This is a genomic window from Streptomyces uncialis, from assembly GCF_036250755.1.
GTDB classification, from domain to species: Bacteria; Actinomycetota; Actinomycetes; order Streptomycetales; family Streptomycetaceae; genus Streptomyces; species Streptomyces uncialis.
On record NZ_CP109583.1, the window covers coordinates 5,467,420 to 5,487,017 of the forward strand.

At 71.0% G+C, this 19,598-nt stretch carries 22 protein-coding genes; 10 read left to right on the forward strand and 12 right to left on the reverse strand.

The window, feature by feature from the left end:
- The first annotated feature begins 72 nt into the window (after positions 1-72).
- Positions 73-666: a TetR/AcrR family transcriptional regulator C-terminal domain-containing protein gene (locus OG711_RS22690; RefSeq protein ID WP_329563965.1), complete on the forward strand. Its 594-nt coding sequence runs from the start codon at positions 73-75 to the stop codon at positions 664-666.
- A 112-nt stretch (positions 667-778) separates the two neighbouring features.
- On the opposite strand, the gene OG711_RS22695 is transcribed toward OG711_RS22690, so the two are convergent.
- Positions 779-1,426 (reverse strand): TetR/AcrR family transcriptional regulator, encoded by a 648-nt coding sequence (locus OG711_RS22695; protein ID WP_329560208.1) that lies wholly within the window; start codon positions 1,424-1,426, stop codon positions 779-781.
- Between the two features lie 95 nt (positions 1,427-1,521).
- Between OG711_RS22695 and OG711_RS22700 the strand changes: the two genes are divergently transcribed.
- The gene (locus OG711_RS22700) at positions 1,522-2,547 is read left to right on the forward strand and encodes a hypothetical protein (protein WP_329560209.1); all 1,026 of its coding nucleotides are present in this window, start codon (positions 1,522-1,524) and stop codon (positions 2,545-2,547) included.
- A gap of 181 nt (positions 2,548-2,728) precedes the next feature.
- Here the strand turns inward: OG711_RS22700 and OG711_RS22705 are convergent, their stop codons facing one another.
- Positions 2,729-3,130, reverse strand: coding sequence for a RidA family protein (locus tag OG711_RS22705; protein ID WP_073793036.1), 402 nt, complete (start codon positions 3,128-3,130; stop codon positions 2,729-2,731).
- Positions 3,131-3,229: 99 nt separating this feature from the next.
- On the opposite strand from OG711_RS22705, the gene OG711_RS22710 reads away from it, so the two are divergent.
- On the forward strand, positions 3,230-3,613 hold the full coding sequence (locus tag OG711_RS22710) for a winged helix-turn-helix transcriptional regulator (protein ID WP_073793035.1): 384 nt from the start codon (positions 3,230-3,232) through the stop codon (positions 3,611-3,613).
- A gap of 110 nt (positions 3,614-3,723) precedes the next feature.
- Here OG711_RS22710 and OG711_RS22715 read toward each other — a convergent pair whose 3' ends face one another.
- Positions 3,724-5,169 (reverse strand): FG-GAP and VCBS repeat-containing protein, encoded by a 1,446-nt coding sequence (locus OG711_RS22715; protein ID WP_329560210.1) that lies wholly within the window; start codon positions 5,167-5,169, stop codon positions 3,724-3,726.
- Positions 5,170-5,721: 552 nt separating this feature from the next.
- On the opposite strand from OG711_RS22715, the gene OG711_RS22720 reads away from it, so the two are divergent.
- From OG711_RS22720 to OG711_RS22730, 3 genes are all read left to right on the forward strand, one after another.
- Positions 5,722-6,075, forward strand: coding sequence for a hypothetical protein (locus tag OG711_RS22720; RefSeq protein ID WP_329560211.1), 354 nt, complete (start codon positions 5,722-5,724; stop codon positions 6,073-6,075).
- A 197-nt stretch (positions 6,076-6,272) separates the two neighbouring features.
- Positions 6,273-8,693 carry a tetratricopeptide repeat protein gene (locus OG711_RS22725; RefSeq protein ID WP_329560212.1) on the forward strand — a complete coding sequence of 807 codons (2,421 nt, stop codon included), beginning with the start codon at positions 6,273-6,275 and terminating at the stop codon, positions 8,691-8,693.
- A 265-nt stretch (positions 8,694-8,958) separates the two neighbouring features.
- Positions 8,959-9,819: an endonuclease/exonuclease/phosphatase family protein gene (locus OG711_RS22730; RefSeq protein WP_329563967.1), complete on the forward strand. Its 861-nt coding sequence runs from the start codon at positions 8,959-8,961 to the stop codon at positions 9,817-9,819.
- An 81-nt stretch (positions 9,820-9,900) separates the two neighbouring features.
- Here the strand turns inward: OG711_RS22730 and OG711_RS22735 are convergent, their stop codons facing one another.
- A complete protein-coding gene (locus OG711_RS22735) occupies positions 9,901-10,608 on the reverse strand; it encodes a hypothetical protein (protein WP_329563969.1) in 708 nt (235 codons plus the stop codon).
- A gap of 285 nt (positions 10,609-10,893) precedes the next feature.
- Here OG711_RS22735 and OG711_RS22740 point away from each other — a divergent pair, with 285 nt between their 5' ends.
- The gene (locus OG711_RS22740; protein WP_329560213.1) at positions 10,894-11,511 is read left to right on the forward strand and encodes a hypothetical protein; all 618 of its coding nucleotides are present in this window, start codon (positions 10,894-10,896) and stop codon (positions 11,509-11,511) included.
- A gap of 40 nt (positions 11,512-11,551) precedes the next feature.
- Here OG711_RS22740 and OG711_RS22745 read toward each other — a convergent pair whose 3' ends face one another.
- Positions 11,552-12,025: an NUDIX domain-containing protein gene (locus OG711_RS22745; protein ID WP_073793030.1), complete on the reverse strand. Its 474-nt coding sequence runs from the start codon at positions 12,023-12,025 to the stop codon at positions 11,552-11,554.
- A gap of 109 nt (positions 12,026-12,134) precedes the next feature.
- Here OG711_RS22745 and OG711_RS22750 point away from each other — a divergent pair, with 109 nt between their 5' ends.
- Positions 12,135-12,287 (forward strand): hypothetical protein, encoded by a 153-nt coding sequence (locus tag OG711_RS22750; RefSeq protein WP_329560214.1) that lies wholly within the window; start codon positions 12,135-12,137, stop codon positions 12,285-12,287.
- A gap of 38 nt (positions 12,288-12,325) precedes the next feature.
- Here OG711_RS22750 and OG711_RS22755 read toward each other — a convergent pair whose 3' ends face one another.
- The 4 genes from OG711_RS22755 to OG711_RS22770 form a co-directional block, all read right to left on the reverse strand.
- Positions 12,326-12,865 carry a UTRA domain-containing protein gene (locus tag OG711_RS22755; RefSeq protein ID WP_329560215.1) on the reverse strand — a complete coding sequence of 180 codons (540 nt, stop codon included), beginning with the start codon at positions 12,863-12,865 and terminating at the stop codon, positions 12,326-12,328.
- Positions 12,862-13,179, reverse strand: a complete 318-nt coding sequence (locus OG711_RS22760; RefSeq protein ID WP_329560216.1) for a DUF397 domain-containing protein — start codon at positions 13,177-13,179, stop codon at positions 12,862-12,864. Before OG711_RS22760 ends, OG711_RS22755 begins: the two co-directional genes overlap by 4 nt.
- A 99-nt stretch (positions 13,180-13,278) precedes the next feature.
- On the reverse strand, positions 13,279-13,521 hold the full coding sequence (locus tag OG711_RS22765) for a DUF397 domain-containing protein (RefSeq protein ID WP_329560217.1): 243 nt from the start codon (positions 13,519-13,521) through the stop codon (positions 13,279-13,281).
- Positions 13,518-14,339 carry a helix-turn-helix domain-containing protein gene (locus tag OG711_RS22770; RefSeq protein ID WP_329560218.1) on the reverse strand — a complete coding sequence of 274 codons (822 nt, stop codon included), beginning with the start codon at positions 14,337-14,339 and terminating at the stop codon, positions 13,518-13,520. The genes OG711_RS22765 and OG711_RS22770 overlap by 4 nt, the downstream gene beginning before the upstream one ends.
- A 111-nt stretch (positions 14,340-14,450) precedes the next feature.
- On the opposite strand from OG711_RS22770, the gene OG711_RS22775 reads away from it, so the two are divergent.
- Positions 14,451-14,861, forward strand: a complete 411-nt coding sequence (locus tag OG711_RS22775) for an ATP-binding protein (protein ID WP_329560219.1) — start codon at positions 14,451-14,453, stop codon at positions 14,859-14,861.
- 52 nt (positions 14,862-14,913) lie between these two features.
- Here OG711_RS22775 and OG711_RS22780 read toward each other — a convergent pair whose 3' ends face one another.
- Positions 14,914-15,324, reverse strand: a complete 411-nt coding sequence (locus tag OG711_RS22780; RefSeq protein WP_073793025.1) for an NUDIX hydrolase — start codon at positions 15,322-15,324, stop codon at positions 14,914-14,916.
- 171 nt (positions 15,325-15,495) lie between these two features.
- Here OG711_RS22780 and OG711_RS22785 point away from each other — a divergent pair, with 171 nt between their 5' ends.
- Complete coding sequence (locus OG711_RS22785; RefSeq protein ID WP_405673992.1) at positions 15,496-16,752, forward strand: aminotransferase-like domain-containing protein; 1,257 nt, start codon at positions 15,496-15,498, stop codon at positions 16,750-16,752.
- Positions 16,753-16,826: 74 nt separating this feature from the next.
- Here OG711_RS22785 and OG711_RS22790 read toward each other — a convergent pair whose 3' ends face one another.
- Entirely contained in the window at positions 16,827-17,312 is a 486-nt protein-coding gene (locus OG711_RS22790; protein ID WP_329560221.1) for a beta-class carbonic anhydrase, read from the reverse strand.
- Between the two features lie 268 nt (positions 17,313-17,580).
- On the reverse strand, positions 17,581-19,359 hold the full coding sequence (argS, locus tag OG711_RS22795) for an arginine--tRNA ligase (RefSeq protein WP_329560222.1): 1,779 nt from the start codon (positions 19,357-19,359) through the stop codon (positions 17,581-17,583).
- Positions 19,360-19,598 lie beyond the last annotated feature (239 nt).

The window sequence follows — 19,598 nt, forward strand, 5'->3', positions numbered from 1 at the left end:
GCACCACGTACGTCAGGCACATCAGGCACACCCCGCGCACCGCTCAGCCGCGCGAGTGTGATCCGTACGGCGGTGGCGGTGGCGGACGGGAAGGGCACCGCCGCGCTCAGCATGCGGGCCGTCGCGGAACCGCTGGGCGTCCAGGCGATGTCGCTCTACCACCATGTCGCGGGCCGGGAGGACATCCTGGACGGCATGGTGGACGTGGTGTTCGGCGAGATCGACCTGCCGCCCCGCGACATGGACTGGAGGAGCGCCGTCCGCCACCGGACGTGCTCCGCTCGTGCCGCGCTCCGCCGCCACCCCTGGGCCGTCGCCCTGATGGACTCCCGCAAGCGGCCCGGCCCGTCGACCCTGCGCCACCACGACGCCGTCCTCGGAACCCTGCGCGGGGGCGGCTTCTCCGTCCCGATGGCCGCGCACGCCGTCTCGCTGATCGACAGCTATCTCTACGGCTTCGTCATGCAGGAACTCAGCCTGCCGTTCAGCGGTCCGGCGGAGCTGGACGAGGTCGCGGGCGCGATCCTGCGCGAGATGCCCGCCGACGCCTACCCCCACCTCGCGGAGATCGCCACCGAGCACGTACTCAAACCCGGCTACGACTACGCCGACGAGTTCGCCTTCGGCCTCGACCTGATCCTGGACGCGCTGGGTCCGGACGAGTGAACTACCCCGCCGGGACGCTCCATTGGGTGGTGCCGGGTGACGCGGGCTTCCCGGCGAGCGGGGCGGCTGCGTGGCCGGACGGCGGGGCGCGCTGTGCGCCGGCGGGACGGACTCAGCCGCGCGAGCGCTGCCGCGCCTGTTCCTCGGCGGCGTCGAGCGCGGGTTCGAGTGCGGCGAGCGCGGCGCGGAGCAGGTCCGGCAGTGAGCCCGACGGTACGACGAGCCCGCCGCTCGCGAAGGGCGCGGCCGGAGGCCGGAGCCACTGCTGGAGCGCGATCCGGACCGCGGCGGCCACACCGGCCGCGAGGACGCGGGGGGCGGGTGGGTCCGGGTGGCCGAGGCGCTGGTCGATCGCGGTGGCGAGGGGGTGCTCGATCGCCGCGGCGGCGTCGAGGAACGCGTCGCGCAGCGCGGGACTGGCGGTGATCAGCAGCAGCTCGTCGTGGTCACGCGGTTCGGTGTACTGCTCCAGGATCGCGTCGGCCAGGGCGTCGGCGAGGCGGACGTGGGCGGGCCGGGCGGACACGGCCGCGGCGATCCGGGACTCCCGTCCGGCGGTGACGGCGGCGACGATCGCCTGTTCGCGACTGGAGAAGTAGTTGTTGTAGGTCCTCGGCGAGACCCCGGCCGCCTCGGCGATGTCGTCGACGCGGACATCGGCGGGTCCGTGTTCGAGGGCCAGCCGGAGTGCCGCCTCGCGCAGGGCCACCCGGGTGGCCCGCTTCTTCTCCTCGCGCAGCCCGGTCCGCCGTGTCGTCATACCCGCAGCATCCCAGCCGGAGTGCGCGCACGCAAACTTGCGTGCACGCAATATTTGCTTCTACTCTCGGGCCCTCCTCCGGAAAGGACACACGCGTGCGAGCCAAGGGCATCTGCTACGACACCGGCTTCCTCCGCGGCGGCACCAGCTCCCGGGAGCACTTCGACCCCGGTCCGGTCGAGAAGGAGCTGACCGTCATCCGCGACGATCTCCACTGCACCGCCGTCCACCTGACCGGCGGCGACCCGGACCGGCTGGAGCTGGCGGCCCGCCTCGCCGCCGGGTTCGGGCTGGAGGTCTGGTTCTCGCCCTACCCGCTGGAGCTGACGACCGACGAGATCCTCGTCCTGCTGGCCGACTGCGCGGAGCGCGCCGAACGGCTCCGGGCGACGGGGGCCGAGGTCGTGTTCGTCACCGGCGCCGAACTGAGCGTCATGAACCACGGGTTCCTCGAAGGTGACGGCACCGAGGAGCGGCTCGCCTGGCTGCTGGGCGACCCGGCCCGCCGGCCCGAGCGGATCGCCGCGGCCGGTGCCCGTCTCAACGCCTTCCTGCGCGAGGCCGCGGCGGTGGTCCGCGCACGCTTCCACGGCAAGGTCACCTACGCCGCCATCCAGTTCGAGGCCGTCGACTGGGACCTGTTCGACTTCAGGACCTTCGAACTCATCCGTACCGCGGAGGTGGCCGACCGGTTCCGGGACGCCGTGCGCAGCCTCGTCGCACAGCCCGGACCCGTCGCCATCACCGGCTTCGGCACCGCCACCTGGCGCGGCGCGGGTGACGTCGCACCCCGCAGCATGGAGATCCTCGAAACCGACCGGGCGACCGGCGCCCCGCTGCGGCTGGCCGGAGCGTACGAGCGCGACGAGGCCGGCCAAGCGGCCTATCTGGGCGAACTGCTGGAGATCTTCGACAGCGAGGGCGTCGACAGCGCCTTCGTCTTCCTCTTCGCCCTGTACAACCTGCCCCACCGGCCGGACGGTGATCCTCGCGACGACCTCGACCTCGCCAGCCTCGGCATCGTCAAGGTCTTCGAGGACCGCCACGGCGACACCTACCCGGGTCTGTCCTGGGAGCCGAAGGCCGCGTTCGCCGCCGTCGCCGACCACTACCGGGACTGAGTCCGCTCCGGACCGGGACGCGGCGGACGGACGGCCCCCCGGATGCCCCCCCCGGAAGCCCTCCCGTCCCCCGCCGCACCGGACCGCCCGGCCCGCGAGGTATCAGGTCGCCCGCCCGGCCCGCCGCCCCGCACCCGTCAGTCGAGCGGGCGCCCACCCCATCGAGCGGGCGCCCACCCCGTCAAGCGGGCAACCCCAGGTCCACGACCGCGCTGATCTCCACGAGCTGCCCCGGGAAGGTCAGTTCGGCGACGCCGACGGCCGTGCTGGCCGGGTGGTGGGTGCCGAAGTACGCGCGGTTGCCGTCCGCCATCTCCGTCGCGTGGTGGCGGAGGTCCACCACGTACAAGGTCTGGGAGACGACCTGGTTCCGGGTGGCGCCGTAGTGGTCCAGGACCCTGTCCAGGTTGACGTGGGTGCGGCGGAGCTGGGCGGGGAAGTCGTCCGCGTGCGCGAACGCGCCCGCCGCGTCGAACGCGAGCTGTCCGGAGACATGGATCAGCGCGCCGGACCTGATCGCCTGCGCGTAGCCGAAGTCGTCCTCGGCCGGGAAGCGGTGGTGGAAGACATCGGGAGTGGACATGGCGTCCGTCCTTCCTTCGCTCTCTTGTGGTTACTCGGAAACCATAGGAGAGTGAGCCTTGACCTGGAAGAACGCACTTTTCGGTGACTGGGGAACCTGATGGTGACCAAGCAACAGCTCAAGGGACTGCCCGAGGACGCGGACCTGCGGCGCGCGGACTCCCTGGCGCGGGAGATCTTCTCGGACGTGGCCAACAAGTGGGCGCTCCTGATCATCGAGGCGCTCGGTGACGGCACGCTGCGCTTCAGCGAGCTGCGGAACGAGGTCGAGGGCATCAGTCACAAGATGCTCACCCAGAACCTGCGCATGCTGGAACGCAACGGCCTGGTCCACCGGAAGGTCCACCCGACCGTGCCGCCGCGGGTCGAGTACACCCTGACCGGGCCGGGCCGGGGCCTGCGCGCCACGGTCGACGCGATGTGCGGCTGGACCCACCAGAACCTCGGTCATATCGAGGACGCGCGCCACCGCTTCGATTCCTGACCCGGTCCCGGGCGGGAAGAAGCGGTAGGCGCGCGTCGGACTGCTCGATCGGAGTCCGGTGACTGGACCCGGTCACCGGTCCCCGGTCGGCGGTGCGACCGGTCGGAGGCTCAGTCGGAGAAGTTGGTGCCCAGCCAGGGGGAACCGGCCGTCGAAATGCCCACGGTGGTCACATAGATACCGGCGGGGGACGTCAGCGTCCCGTTGGCCTGGGAGCGCAGGGTGAACACCGCGCCGTTGCCGCCGTCCTCGCCCGGCGCTCCGACGATCACGTCGCCGCGGCGGTCACCGTTGAGGTCGTCCACATGGACCTCCGAGCCGAACCAGTCCTTGGTCTCGGAGTGGTTCGGGACGCCCGTCGTGTCCTGGTTGAGGACGCGGGCGCCCGCCGTGCTGATGCCGGAACCGTTGGCCGCGCCGTACAGGACGGTGACCGTGCCCTGGTCCTTGCCGCCCGCCAGATCCTCACCAGCCGCGCCGATGACCAGGTCGAGCCGCTTGTCGCCGTTGACGTCCCCGAGATCCAGCTCGCCGCCGAAGGCGTCCTGCTTCTCGCTGCCGCCGGGGACCCCGCTGGTGTTCTGGGTGAACGACTGCCGCGCCCCGTGCGCCGGGCCCGAGCGCGTGCCCTTGGCGATGATCACCTTGCCGCCCAGCGCGGCACCCGCGATGCCGTTGTCCCAGTGGATGCCCAGGACGATGTCCTGGATACCGTCGTTGTCCGTGTCGCCGACATCGGTGATCAGGCCTGCCGGGAGCTTCTGGGCGCCGGAGGTGGTGGCTCCGCGCGACGAACCGGGCAGCCAGTAGTTGGCGTTGTACCCGTCGCGAGTGGAGTACCCGTTGACGAGCAGGTCCTCGCGGCCGTCGCCGTTGGCGTCGCCGGAGTGCAGATTGCTGACCCCGGTGTCCTGGCCGTCCTGGATCGCCGGAGTGACGGTGTAGCGGCCGGCGGGCTTGGCCGAGCGGTTGAAGCCGCCGCGCAGGATGTCGATGGTGGCGGAGCCGCGGGAGGAGATCGCCAGATCGTCCTTCCCGTCCTTGTTGAAGTCGGCCGCCTCCAAACCCATGGCGAAGTGGTCGTGCTTGGTGGGGCGCGGGTCGGCGACGGTGGAGCCCTTCTTGAGGCCCGAGGCGGAGCCCCACATGATGATGAGGGTGCCGCCGTCCTTGTCGCTGCCCATGTCCTCGCCCAGGGCGCCGATGGCGAGGTCGTCGTAACCGTCGTTGTCGAAGTCGCCGTACGTCGTGTCGCCGCCGAAGAAGTCTTCCTTCTCGGCCGTACCGGGGACCCCGGCGGTGTTCTGGCTGATCGCGACCTTGCGGGTGTCCGAGCGGCCGCCGTAGATGATGACGACCTGTCCTGCGGCGGCCTTGCCCGCGACGGTGGCCCGGCTGGCGGAGACGGCGACGTCCGCGTAGCCGTCCTTGTTGAAGTCCGCGTCGGAGGCGGCGACAGGAGCGGCGGCAGCGGGGCCGGCCGCGAAGGTGAGGAGCCCGCCCGTCAGTGCGGCCACGGCGGCCGTCGCGAGGGCGGGTCTTATGCGCTGGTGCATACGGATCTCCTGCGGTGGGGACGCCCTCTCGGGCGTCCGGGTCATTCGTGCGGGCGTCGCCCGTCGTCGAAGTGGCCGTCCGCCCACGTGCGCCCGGGGTACCGCCCGGTATCGGCGGGGTCCCTGAGGCGCACGGGTGTTCGGCGTAAGAGGGACTTCCGAAGGGGGGCGAGGGTTGTAGGGGAATCTGAGGGAACGTCGGGGAATTCCGGGGATCCGTCCCGGGGCCGGTCGGCGCGGTGAGCCGGAGCGGGAGCCGTGCGGCATCACCAGTGTCCTGCACGGGGTGACGTGCCGTCGGCCCCACCCGGTCCGACGGCATCGTGAGGCCGTGCTCAGGGCATCGGTCCGGAGGGTGCACCAGGAACGACAGTCCTTCCGGGCTGTACGGACTCTGCGGAGCGGTCGCCCTCCTGGGTCCGGCGCGATGACACCCCCGAACGCCCCCGCAGGGCCCATGTGTTGTGCGACGGCGCGGCATCGCTGGGATAGTGGACCGCGGGCGGCCTGTCGGCGGTCGACGGGCGTGCCGCTGGAGCAGGGGGGATCGGCGTGACACGAGCGTGGAAGGTCACGGTCATTGTGCTGGGGGCGGCGGGAGTGGTCTCCACGCCGTTGATCTGGCTGCTGGACGGCCCCGGCGCGGGACAGCTGGTCGGCGCCTCCGTGCAGGCCGGTGCCGGTGTGATGGCCCTGGTCTGGGCACTGTTCCAGCGGTCGGGGGACGGCCCGGACGACTCGGCGACCCGCACCGGGACGGCGGACGCGAGCGGCGGCGGGACGGCCGTCACGGGTATCCGGCGTCCGCAGGGCCGTGGCGGCAGAGCGGCGAAGGCGGAGGACACCGGGAACGCCACCGCGTCCGGCGCGGGCAGCAGCGCGGTCACCGGTATCGACTACACCTGAGCGGCCTGCCGGGGGGAGCAGATGTGAAGAGGGAACGACCGCGTGGCCCGGGCAGAAGCACTCGGCCTGACGCCTCCGCCGGTGCCCCGGAGGTCACGGTGTCCGGTACCGGCGAAGCCGTGGCGGCCTCCGGCAGTACGGCCGTGACCGGCTTTCGCGGCCCGGCACCGGGGACCGGACAGGCGCCCGGGGGTCCGGTGAGCGTGTCCGGTACCGGGGACGCGAACGCCACCGACGGCGGAGTCGCCAGCACCGGTCATATGCACATCGACACCTTGAACGTGGTTCAGCGCGCGCCCCAGGAACCTGCTCCGTGGCCGCACCAGGTCGGTGTCATCCCGCTCCGGGCGCGCTCGTTCCAGCATCGTGGTGCGGTGGATCAGTTGGCCACGAGGATCGACGGTGGCGGTACGGCTGTGCTGTCCCAGGTCCTGACCGGTATGGGCGGGGTGGGGAAGACCCAGCTCGCCGCCGACTACGCCAGTACCGCGTGGGAGTACGGCGGTCTGGACGTGCTGGTGTGGGTCACCGCGAGTACCCGGGAGGCCGTCGTGGCCGGGTACGCGCAGGCCGGTGTCGAGCTGTGCCGGGCCGATCCGGGTGATCCGGAGCGGGCCGCGCGTTCCTTCCTGGCCTGGCTCACCCCCAAGGCCGGGACGCGGCCGTGCCGGTGGCTGATCGTCCTGGACGATGTCACCGACCCCGCCGACCTGCGCGGACTGTGGCCCCCGGCAGGCGGACACGGCCGCACTCTGATCACCACCCGCCGACGGGACGCCGCTCTCGCCGGGGACGGCCGCCGCCCTATCCAGGTCGGCGTGTTCAGCAAGAGGGAAGCCCTCACCTACCTCACGACCTCCCTCGCCGCCCACGGCCGCACCGAGCCCGCCGACCAACTGGACGCCCTGGTCTGCGAGCTGGGACACCTTCCCCTGGCGCTCGCGCAGGCCGCCGCCTACCTCATCGACACCGGCGACACCGTGGCCACCTACCGGGAACTCCTCGCCGACCGCACCACCACCCTCACCGACACGGCTCCCGACGCCCTGCCCGACGACCAGGCCCTTCCCCTGGCAGCCGCCTGGTCCCTCTCCGTCGACCGCGCCGACACCCTGCGCCCCGTCGGCCTGGCCCGTCCCATGCTCCAACTGGTCGCCATGCTGGACGCGAACGGCATCCCCCACGACGTACTCACCAGCCCGCCGGTCCTGGCCCACCTCGCTACCCCGGACACCACCGGGCAAGGAGGCCCGGTATCCGTTCGGGACGCGGTCCACGCCCTGCGGGCCCTGCACCGGCTCAGCCTCCTCGACCACACCCCCGAAACCCCGCACCAGGCCGTCCGCGTCCACCAGCTCATCCAGCGCGCCACCTGCGACACCCTGACCGCCGAGCGGTTCGACCGCATCGCACGCACCGCAGGTGACGCGCTCATCGCTGCCTGGCCCGCCATCGAACGCGACACCGGTTTCGCCCAGACCCTGCGTGCCAACGCCATCGCTCTCGCCGGCTGTGCCGAGGACGCCCTCCACCGGCCGGACGTGCACGCGGTGCTGTTCCGTACGGGCTACAGCTACGGATCGAACGGCCAGTTGGTCGCGGCTCGCGACCACTACCAGCACCTTGCCGGGACCATCCGCCACCACTTCGGCGCGGACCACCCCGCCGCATTCGGCGCCCGTAACGATTTCGCCTTCTGGCGAGGTCAGGCGGGGGACGCGGCCGGAGCGGCGGAGACCTTCGCCGAGTTGCTGGCCGATCACGTCCGGCTCTTTGGCCCGGTTCACCGGGGCACCCTCGCCATTCAGGGGAACCTCGCCCGGATGCGGGGGGAGGCGGGGGACGCGGCCGGAGCGGCGGCGGCCTTCGCCGATCTGCTGAAGCGCATGGTGCGTGTGCTGGGTGAAGATCACCCCGACACCTTCACCACCCGAAGCCACCTTGCCAGGATGCGCGGGGAGACGGGGGACGCGGCCGGAGCGGCGGAGGCCTTCGCCGCACTGCTGGCCGACCGGGTCCGGGTACTGGGTGAAGATCACCCCGCGACGGTCACCACCCGGAACAACCTCGCCGCTTGGCGAGGTCAGGCGGGGGGCGCGGCCGGGGCCGTGGATGCTTTCGCCGCGCTGCTGACCGACCGTGCCCGGGACTTGGGCGTAGACCACCCCGACACCCTCATCACCCAGGGGAACCTCGCCTCCATGCGGGGGGAGGCGGGGGACGCGGCCGGAGCGGCGGCGGCCTTCGCCGATCTGCTGAAGCGCATGGTGCGTGTGCTGGGTGAAGACCACCCCGACACCTTCACCACCCGGAACAACCTTGCCGCTTGGCGCGGGCAGGCGGGAGACGTGGCCGGGGCCGTGGATGCTTTCGCCGGGTTACTGGCCGATCGTGTCCGGGTTCTTGGTGAAGATCACCCGGACACGCTCATCACCCGGGGGAACCTCGCCAGCATGCGCGGGCTGGCCGGGGACGCGGCCGGGGCCGCGCAAGCCCTCACCGACCTGCTGGAGCACATGACACGGGTGCTGAGCGAGAACCACCCGCATCTACGGACCGCCCGGGTCGGACTCGACTACTGGCGCGGCCAGGCCAAGAGGAACAAGCAGCGCCGATAGCGCGCTGCCGGGCGGACCGAGGACGAAGCTGTCGACCGTCGCCCCGGATCGATCAAGTGCCGTTCGGCCGGGTTTGGGCGCCCGTGTGTCGGCGCCGCGTCACGTCCGGCGGCGGGCCGGGCGGGCGGGGCGAGATCCGGTGCACCATACGTGGTGCTGACAGCCCGTCCCTTAGTCTCGTCAGGGGAGACGCCGGACGCCATGGGTGTCCGCACCGGGGGAGGCGATCGTGTTCGGAAGAGGTGCGCAGGTGCTCGCGGGCGCCATGGCGGTGGCCTGTGTGATGCTCCTCGGGCCCAGTGCGCCGAGCGGTGCCCTCGTCGCCAGGCCGCTGCCGGACGGGGCCGCCGGGGAGGTCGTCCCGAACCGGGTCATGACGTGGAACCTCTGCAACCCCTGCGACGTGAGCGACCTCGACCGGGCGGCGGAGATAGCCACGTACGCGCCCCAGGTCATCGGTCTTCAGGAAGCCTGCGAGGGTGACGTCAGAAGGATCCGCGACTATCTGGAGAGCCTTTACGGGCTGGTCTACCACGTCGAGTACGGCGCGGTGCTCCAGCACCGGGGCCGTTGCGGCGGGGTGCCGTGGAGTCCGGGCGGCTTCGGCCAGGCGATCCTCTCGGCGGCGCCGATGGAGGACCGCGTCGCCGTGGAGTACCCCGACGGCGGTTCCGAGGACCGCGGGTACATAGCGGTCACCACGATGGTGGGCGGCCAGCCCGTCCGGGTCTTCAACACACACCTCGCCCAGCGCCGCCAGGAGGCGATACGGGCGGGCCAGACCGGGGTGCTCGCCAAGGAGGTCGCCAAGCACGAGCGCGCGGTCGTCCTCGGGGACTTCAACGCGGTGCCGCAGTCGCCCGAGCTCACCGGGATCTGGACGCTCGCCGAGGACACGGACCCCCGCTGCCGTCCCGAGCCCACCGGCGAGGGCGTCTGCGGGGTGACCACCGACTGGCAGAGCAAGTTCGACTACGTGTTCCTGCGGGGCATCACCTCGCTCGAACACGACGTCCACCCCAGCGCGTACTCGGACCACCATCTGGTCGCGGCCGACGTGGACCCGACGGTAGAGGTCGCAGGGGCAGAGGCAGGGGCAGAGGCAGAGGCAGGCGCGGCGGGCTGACGGAGGCGGTCGGCGCCGGTCGCCCCGGCATCCGCATCCCCCGCCCTCGCCGCCCCCTCCGGCCCGGCGGCCCGGGTGTCCCTAGAGCTCCCACCACCAGGCTTCGAGCTCATGGTGACCGGCGAACTCCACGGGGACCGCGTACGGCGACCGCCGTGCGACGGACAGCGCGCCGGTGCGGCGGACCACGGCCCGCAGATCCCGTACGGCGGGCATCTCCGCGAGCTCCCCGACATCGGAGGGGCACCCGGCCGGGCCGCCCACCAGGGTCTCGCAGCCGAACGCGTACCAGAGGCCGATCAGATCGTGGTCCCGCTCCTTCTCGGCGGCGACGGCGATCTCACGGACCACGTCGATCAGCGGGGTCCGGCGCGGCGGGACGGCGTCGGGTCCGTGGAGTTCACCGGCGTCGGCCATGCGCCGCCACAGCGCGGTGCCCGCGTCGCAGTAGAGGAACGGCGGGTCGACGTAGCCGTCCTCCAGCCAGGATGCGTAGCCGTCGAAGCCGGGCGCGTCCTCGTCGAACGTGCGCAGACCGGTGAACTCCGTCAGGCCGCCGAAGTACGCGCTCCGCTCGGCGTGGTCGGGGTGCCGCTCGACCGGGAAGCGGTACGTGAACCCGCGCCGCAGCAGGATGTCCATCACCCGGAAGTGTGTGAACGAGCAGTCGTACCCGCCCTGGAACCCGTACAGCGCCGCGAACCGGTCCCGCACCCGTGGATCGTCCGGCCCGGCATGGCCGTCCAGGACCCGCACCGAGTCCGCGACCAGGTCCTCGACCATATGCATGGACAACGCATGCCCCCTCCTTGAGCCACCGGCGACGCGCACAGCCCTGGCCGGGTGCGAGGCGTACGTGGACGCGGCGGTACGTACACACCCGCCCGCGTGCGCGAACGTCCCGCATCCAACCACCCCCCGCCGAGCCTCCGCCAACGCGCGGAAGCGCGCGAGCCGAGGCGGTGTCGGTGGGCGGGGCTATCGTGCGGGGCACCCGATGCCTTCCGGGCCGGATACCGGTTTGCCGGGCGGACACCGGTCAGGTCCCGCGCCGTTGCCCCGAGGAGGCACCCGATGGGCGCTCGTTCGTTCATGCTGGCGACACGGATACCGATGTCGCGCGACGGCTTCGACGCGTGGCTGCGCACACCCCTGCCCGGCCTCGGCATCATCGAGAACCCGTCCGCGATGTACGCGGGGTGGGCCGTCGACGGCGCCGACCCCGACTGGGACATGACCGCGCTCGCCGCCCACTACCCGCAGGCGGTGGCCGGAATCCGCGCCGACCGGGACAAGACCCCCCAGCAACTGCTCGCCGCCCGCGCCGCACGGGGCGACGACCTGCTCCGCCACCGTGACGAGGCGCTTGAGGTCTATCTGTACGACTACCACGGCGAGGAGACCCGCACCCGGACCGACCTCCTGATGCTGGCCGGTGCGGGCCGCTTCGCGCACCCCGGCACCGAAGCGCCGGTCATGTACTGGGGCGGCGACATCCACCCGGGTCTCCCCATGCCCGGTGAAGAGCCCCTCGCGGTCCTGCTCGTCACCAGCACCCGGGCCCGCTTCGTCGCCACCTACCCGCTCGACGCCCTGATCGCGGACCTGACCCCCGTCGAGGCCGACTTCCTCGCCCTGACCGGCTACGGCGACCCCGAGAACCCCAGCGGCACGTCGACCCTTGCACCGTGACAAGTCGCGGTGGGACGGCCTCGGGCGGGGCCCATGAAGTTCACCGGCGCCGTTTGCTGCCCGATACGGCTTCGGGCGCCTCACCGTGTTCCAGATACGCGGTCAGGCCGCTCGCGCGAGCCTGGAACCCGGCGTTGATCCTGCGCACGAGGCGGGGGACGGTGAGCTCCGGCAACCGTTCGGCGTGGTGGAAGCCGTAGCCGCGCAGCTCGTCGGCCTGAAGCCTGATCCGGCGGCGGTGATCCACGCCGAGCAGGCCCCCGTCGAAGAGGTAGAGCACCTTGTCCCCCTCCCCGGGGCTGGGCGCCCAGTCGACCACGAGCAGCCGGCCGATACGCGGTGTGATGGCCAACTCCTCGCGGACCTCGCGCACACAGGCTTGCAGGGGCGACTCGTTCCGCTCGACATATCCACCCGGAACGTCCAGATGGTCCTTGTAGGACGGCTCGACAAGCAGGACACGACCGGCTTCGTCGAAGAAGAGGGCGCCCGCTGCCATACGGGGGTGGGCCATCTTCGCCTCATGCTCGTTCACAGCCCGGACTCTAACCGCCCGCGAGGACGCGAAGCCTGCGGGCCGGTTCGGCAATGGCCGGGACGGCGTACGTCATGACGATGAGCCGGTGGAACGCGCCCAGGGCCGTGAACCCGAGCTGGACGCGCTCGCGTTGGTCCGCACCCCGGACGACCTGGACGGCCTGGCCGGTCCGCACGCGGACTACCTGGAGCCGGTCGTACGCCGCTACACGCGGGTGCCGTCGCGGCACGAGGGCTGACGGGCTGGGCGTCGGTGCGACCCGGCCCGGGTGCCCGTTCAGTCGTCCAGGTCGATCACGAAGTCCACGACGGTGGTGTCGCCGCGCCGGACGATCGGGTGAGCGACCTCCACGACGCGGCCGGTGTCCGCGATATGGCGCCGGGTGTATCGCAGAACCGGAACACCCGCGCCGATACGCAGGACCGCCGCTTCGTGCTCCGTCGGCATGGCCGCCGTGAACGACTCGGTGACCTGCTTCACGCTGATCCCCAAGGTCGCGAGCTGCGCCCGGGTGCCGCCCGGCCAGGGTTCGTTGATGGGGTCCGCGACGGGTGTGCCGGCCACGTCCGACCAGCGCACGTAGCTGGTGCTCATCTGGGTGGGCTGGTCGTTGTCGTGGAACACGAAGTGCCGGGCGAGCAGCCGCTCCCCGGGCTCACAGCCGAAGAGCGCGGCCAGCTCCGCGTCCGCCCGCACCTGCTCGAACCGCTTGTCGAGTCGGTACTCAGACCAGTCGATCCCCTGGTCCAGGGTGTACGGGGTGGACGGTCCCGTACCTCGCGCGGTCCGGTACCGGTCGGCATGCTCGCTGGTCATCGTCCTCGGGCGGGTCCTGTTGCCGCGTACGTGGTGAACGCCGCCCAGGTGGTGGGTGCGAGCGCCAGTTCCGGGCCGGTGGTGTTCTTGGAGTCACGGACGTGGACGGTTGCGGGACATGCGGCGACCTCCACGCACTGCCCGCCTTCGCTACCGCTGTACGTGGACCTGTGCCAGCGGTACGCGGTCTCCACGCACTGCCCGCCCTGGTCGCCGCTGTGGCTCGACCTGAACCACGTGTACGACGCTTCGAGGCATTCGCCGCCTTCGTCGCCGCTGTGGGTCGACTTGAACCAGTCGCGTTCCGTGGTCATGGCCACTCCGTCCGACGACGCCGCCTGTCTGCTTCGACTGTGACGGCGTCGCGACGGGTTGCCAACCATGTCCTTTCGGACGATGTACGGCTGCGCGGTTCAGCCTTCGGCCGCGTACGTGGTGAACGCCGCCCACGTGCTGGGCGCGACCGCCAGTTCCGGGCCGATGGGGTTCTTCGAGTCACGGACGTGGATCGTGTCCGGGCAGGCGGCTATCTCGACGCAGGCGCCGCCTTCGCTACCGCTGTAACTCGACTTGTGCCATGAGTAGGCGGTCTCAAGGCACTGGCCGCCTTCGTCGCCGCTGTAGCTCGACTTGAACCACTGACGTGCGGTGCTCATTGATCCCCCAGGAGATCGTCCAGAAGGTCCCGGGACCTCTCGACGGAGAGGGCCTGAGTCCGCAGCATCGCATATTTGCGAGTGAGGATGGACACCGTCTCCGGGTCGGAGATCCACTGGCTTCCACGCTGAGTCTCCGCGTAGGCGAGGTGCTGGTGGTCTGGCGTCTCCAGCAGTGTGAATGGCCCATTCAGTCCAGCATGTGAGGGGCTGTCCATCGGCATGAACTGGAGTGCCACGGTGGGGAGCCGCGAGCACTCCAGCAGATGGCTGAGCTGCCCCTTGTGCATGGCCGGGTCGCCCAGCGAGAGGCGCAGCACCGGTTCCCAGATCACGAAGCTGACCGTCGGAGGGTTCTTCCGGTGGAGTATCTGCTGGCGCTCCATTCGGCCAGCCGTCTTCGTCTCGATCTCGGACTCCTCGTAGGCCGGAATCCTGTTACGCAGAACCGTGTTCGCGTACTTCTGGGTCTGGAGCAGGCCCGGGAGTACCTGGTTGTCGTACCAGGACAGCGTCACGGCCTCCCGCTCATGGGCCATGTACTGCTCGGCCCACATGGGGAACTGGTCGATCTCGGGGAGGTTGTCCACGCCGATGAACAGCAGGCCCTTGGTGTCGAGGGTGCGGTCCAGCAGTTCCGCGATGTCCGGCTTCAGGGGACGGCGGCCCTGTTCGATCGAGGCGATCGTCTCCTCGTCGAGGCCCACTTCCCCCGCGAGGGTCCGCTGTGTGTAGCCTGCGGCGACGCGGGCCCCGGCCACCTGCTGGCCGAGCATCTTCATCGATGTGGTGTTCTTGGCACGTTTCCTGGGGCTCATGAGGTCCCAACTTTCACTGGCAGCCCGGACTCCTTTGTCCCACCCCGTACTTGACAGCGGTACGGGGCGACTCACTGCACCACGGTAATCACGCTCCGCAAGCTTTGCCATGTGAACGAGTCAACTCAACTGAGCCTCACCCGATCGAAGTTCTTCCTGGGTGAGCTGCAATCCGTCCGTGCGGCGCGGGAGTTCGCGCGGGCGTTGCTCCGTGAGTGGGAGCTTTCCGGGCTCCACGGGGCCGTGGTCCTGTGTGTGAGCGAACTGGCCACCAACGCGCTGCTGCACGGCGCTCCGCGCGACGACGGGTTCTGGCTGCGGGCCGGGTACGACGGGGCGGTGTTGCGCGTCGAGGTGCGGGACGGGGGCGCGGGGGTGCCGTGTGTGGGAGAGGGGGTGCCGGACGAGTCGGGGCGGGGGCTGATGCTCGTCGCCGCGTCGAGTGACGCCTGGGGTGTGGACCGGGACCCGGACGGGAGCGGAAGCGGCAAGGCCGTGTGGTGCGAGTGGAAGGTGCCCTGACGCGGTCCTGTCCCCTTCGGTGTGGACCCGATCGTCCGGATCGGGGGCCGGGTCAGCCCAGTGCAGCGTCCAAGTGTTGCTGTACGGGCTCGAACAGTCCGTACGGGACGTACTGGGGAATCTCGTCATGGGTGACCCAGGCGAACGCGTCCAGCTCATCGGCGTCCGCGACATGCGCTGTACCGCTGACGACCTCACACACCGTGTAGGACATCAGCCGTCCGGTCGCCGGATGGACGCGCTCGCCGAGCGGTTTGAGGGCCTTCACCTTCAGCCCGGTCTCCTCAAGGGTCTCCCGTACGGCCGCGTCCTCGCGTGATTCACCGGGCTCGACCTTCCCGGCGGGGAACTGCCAGGAGAGTCGGCCCTCACTGACCCGACGCCGCACCAACAGCACTCGGTTGTCGTGCACGATGATGGCCGCCGCGACCCCGGGCCGCTCGTCAGCGTTCTGCTGTGTCACGTCTGCTCCTCCAGGACTGCCAGGACTGCCAGGACTGCCAGGACGGGGGAGATCGTATCGACGGGGACGAAGCGGGGCGCCGACTTTCCGGGCACCCGCATCACGTCCGCATCCACCCCCCTTCGGCGTGGACCCGATCGTCCGGATCGCGGAACGGTGGGTGTAGGTGGCATGCGTCTCGTTAGGGTGCCCGGCACAGCCGCCGGGGCCGGACGGGCCCCCGTAACCTCAGGAGTCACCGTGCGGAACGTCGTGGAACCGCCTGCCCTGGCCGCGCGGGTCGCCCGGACGGGCGGCTCACCCGTGCGGGACATCCTCGCCGTGACCTCGCGGCCCGAGGTCGTGAACTTCGCGGGCGGGCTCCCCGCGCCGGAGCTGTTCGACCACGAGGGCGTCGCCGCCGCGTTCCGCGACGTGCTCGCGGAGAGCTCCGGGCGGGCGCTCCAGTACGCGACCACCGAGGGCGAACCGGGGCTGCGGGCCGCGCTCGCGGAGCGGACGACCGTTCGGGGGCTGGCCACCGGGGCGGACGACGTGCTGGTGACCACCGGGTCCCAGCAGGGGCTCTCCCTGCTCGCGGGGGCGCTGATAGACCCGGGTGACACCGTCCTCGTGGAGCGGCCGTGCTACCTCGCGGCGATCCAGGCGTTCGCGTTCGCGGGCGCCCGGATCGTGGCCGTGCCGGGGGACGGGGACGGGGTCGACCCTGGGGCGCTGGACCGGCTCGTCGCCGCGCACCGGCCGAAGCTGTTCTACTCGGTGCCGACGTTCCAGAACCCGACCGGCCGGACGATGCCGCTCGCCCGGCGGGAGGCCGTCGCGGAGGTGGCGGCGCGGCGCGGGCTGTGGCTCGTGGAGGACGATCCGTACGGGGAGCTGCGGTTCGAGGGGGAGCGGGTGCCGTGGATCGCGTCGCTGGAGGCGGCGGCCGACCGTACCGTGCTGCTCGGCAGTTTCTCGAAGGTGATGGCGCCGGGCCTGCGGCTGGGCTGGCTGCGGGCGCCGGGCGCGCTGCGGCGGGCCTGTGTCGTGGCGAAGCAGTCCGCCGATCTGCACACCCCGACCGTCAACCAGCTCGCCGCCGCCCGCTATCTCGCGGACCGGGACCTGGACGCCCATGTGCGGACGGTCGCCGCCGCGTACGGGGAGCGCCGGGACGCGCTGCTCGGCGGGCTGGCCGACGCGCTGCCGGAGGGTTCGGTGTGGAACCGGCCCGAGGGCGGGATGTTCGTGTGGGCCCGGCTGCCGGACGGTGAGGACTCGGGGGCCCGGCTGAAGGAGGCCGTCGCGCACGATGTGGCGTACGTGCCCGGGGCGCCGTTCCACAGCGACACCCCGGACCCGGCGACCCTGCGCCTCTGCTTCGTCACGCACACCCCGGACGAGATCCGGGAAGGGCTGCGACGGCTCGGCAAGGTGTTCCGCTGAACGTCACGGGTTCGGCGCGGATCACTCCGTGCTGGTGCACGTCACATCACGTCACCCACCAGACCTACTTCACTTCACTTCACTTCGTGGAGTTTCCCGGTCGCCACATCGAACACAAATCCGCGCGCACTCTTATGAGTGATAAAGGGACTCGCCTTGATGCGGCGTACGGACTGCCGTACGTCCTCCTCCAGATCCGTGAACGATTCCGGGGACCAGAACGGACGCATTCCGACGTCCCGCTGGATGTCCGTCTTGAACTCGTCATCGGTGAACGTGAGCATTCCGCAGTCCGTGTGATGGATGAGGAGGATGTGGCGGGTGCCCAGCAGCCGCTGGCTGATCACCAGGGAGCGGACGGCGTCCTCGGTGATCGCGCCGCCCGCGTTGCGGATGATGTGGGCGTCGCCCTCGCGCAGGCCCAGGATCGAGAAGATGTCGAGGCGTGCGTCCATGCACGCCACGACCGCCAGCCTGCGCCTCGGGGGGAGGGCGAGGGGCCCGGAGAACGCCGCCGCATAGGTCTCGTTGTTCCCCAGGAACTCATCTGTCACAGTCAATTCGTGCCTCGCATTCGATGACGGCCGGCCCCCTGAATTCCACACGCCCCAGGGTGCCGTACCGCTGTGGCGGGGACACCGTAGCGGGCGGTAAATCGAACAGGAAAGAAGCGGCGTCAATGCGTACACAGGACCGCAACGCGCGGCAATACTGCCGAAATGAAAGGGCGCGGACGGGGGAGCGCGCTCCGGCGTGAAAGGCCGCGCGCACGCCACAGGGGGCGCCCGGAGGCGCCCCCTGTGAAATGTGTACTCCGTGGCTGCCGGGTTACAGCCGCTCGGGGGTCCGGATGCCCAGCAGCTCCATGCCCTGGTGCAGGGTGGCCGCCGTGATCTCGCAGAGGAACAGCCGGTTCCCGACCTGCTCGGGGGTGTCCGCCTTGAGGACCGGGCACTTGTCGTAGAACGTCGTGTAGTGCGACGCGAGCTGGTAGAGGTACGCGGTCAGCTTGTGCGGGGCGTACTCCTTCGCCGCCTCCGTGACCGCCTCGCCGAACTGGTCCAGATGCAGCCCGAGCGCGCGCTCGGCGTCCTCCAGCGTGAGCTCCGGGTGCGCGACCGGCTTGGCCTCGCCCGCCTTGCGCAGGATCGAACGGATACGGGCGTACGCGTACTGGAGATACACACTGGTGTCGCCGTGCAGGGACACCATCTGGTCGAGGTCGAACTTGTAGTCACGGCTCGCGGACGTGGACAGGTCCGCGTACTTCACCGCGCCGATGCCGACCTGGCGGCCCCGCTCGGTGATGTCCTCCTCGGAGAGCTGCCCGAGGGTGTCCTTCTCGCGGACGACGGCCGTGGCGCGGTCGATCGCCTCGTCCAGCAGGTCCTCCAGCCGGACCGTCTCGCCCTCACGGGTCTTGAACGGCTTGCCGTCCGCGCCGAGGACCGTGCCGAAGGCGAGCTGCACCGCGCGGACGTCGTCGGTCAGCCAGCCCGCGCGGCGGGCCGTCTCGAACACCATCTTGAAGTGCAGGGCCTGCCGGGCGTCGACCACGTACAGCAGGGTGGACGCCTTGAGGCCGAACACCCGGTCGCGGATCGCCGACAGGTCGGTGGCCGCGTAGCCGTAGCCGCCGTCGGACTTGCGGACGATCAGCGGGGTGGGGTTGCCGTCCGGGCCCTTGACGTCGTCGAAGAACACGCACAGCGCGCCCTCCGAGCGGACCGCGACACCCGACTCCTCCAGGATGCGGCAGGTCTCGTCCAGCATGTCGTTGTACCCGGACTCGCCGACCACGTCGGGGTCGCGGATCTCCATGTCCAGCTTCTCGAAGACCGAGTAGAAGTAGAGCTTCGACTCGTCCACGAAGCGCTGCCACAGCGCCCGGGTCTCCGGGTCGCCCGCCTGGAGCGAGACCACCCGGCGGCGGGCGCGCGCCTTGAAGTCCTCGTCCGAGTCGAAGAGCGTCCGCGCGGCCTTGTACAGCCGGTTCAGGTTGGACATCGCGGTCCGGCCCTCGGCCGTCTCCGTCGCGTCGCCCTGGTGGTCCAGCTCGTGCGGGTGGTCGATCAGGTACTCGATGAGCATCCCGAACTGGGTGCCCCAGTCCCCGATGTGGTGCCGGCGCACGACCGTCTCGCCGGTGAACTCCATCAGCCGGACCGCCGCGTCACCGATGACCGCCGACCGCAGATGGCCGACGTGCATCTCCTTGGCGACGTTCGGCTGCGCGTAGTCGATCACCGTGGTGCCCGGGTGCTCCGCGTGCGGCACGCCGAGACGGCCGCCGTCGTCCGCGAAGCGCGCGGCGAGGTTCGTGGTGATCGCGCGGTCGGTGACCGTGACGTTCAGGAAGCCGGGGCCCGAGACCTCGATCTCCTGGATCACGTCGTCCGCCGGGACGGCGTCCGTGACCCGGCCGGCCAGCTCGCGCGGGTTGGCCTTCGCCTTCTTCGCGAGGGCCAGGATGCCGTTGGCCTGGAAATCGGCCCGGTCGCTTCGTCGCAGCAGCGGGTCCGCGGCGCCGGACTCCGGCAGGGCTGCCTGGAGGGCCGCCGCGAGGCGCTGGTGGACGGAAGCGGAAAGGGACGTGACCGAGGCCATGGAGGGGTGCCGTTCTGCTCGGGTTCCGGAAGGTGCCTTCGGGTGCTGGAAGGCATCTGGGGCAGCCGCCGCCGCTCGCCCCACGGCCGGGCCGGGAGGAGTGCGCACGGCTACAGGCTCCGAGTATCCCACGCGCCCCGCGCCCGCTGAAAAGCCGTTTTCGCCCTTGCGGCGGTAGCTGGGAGAATGGGGCGGACCGCTCTCGTACCACCGCGCCCGACCACGCCGCCGCCCGCCGT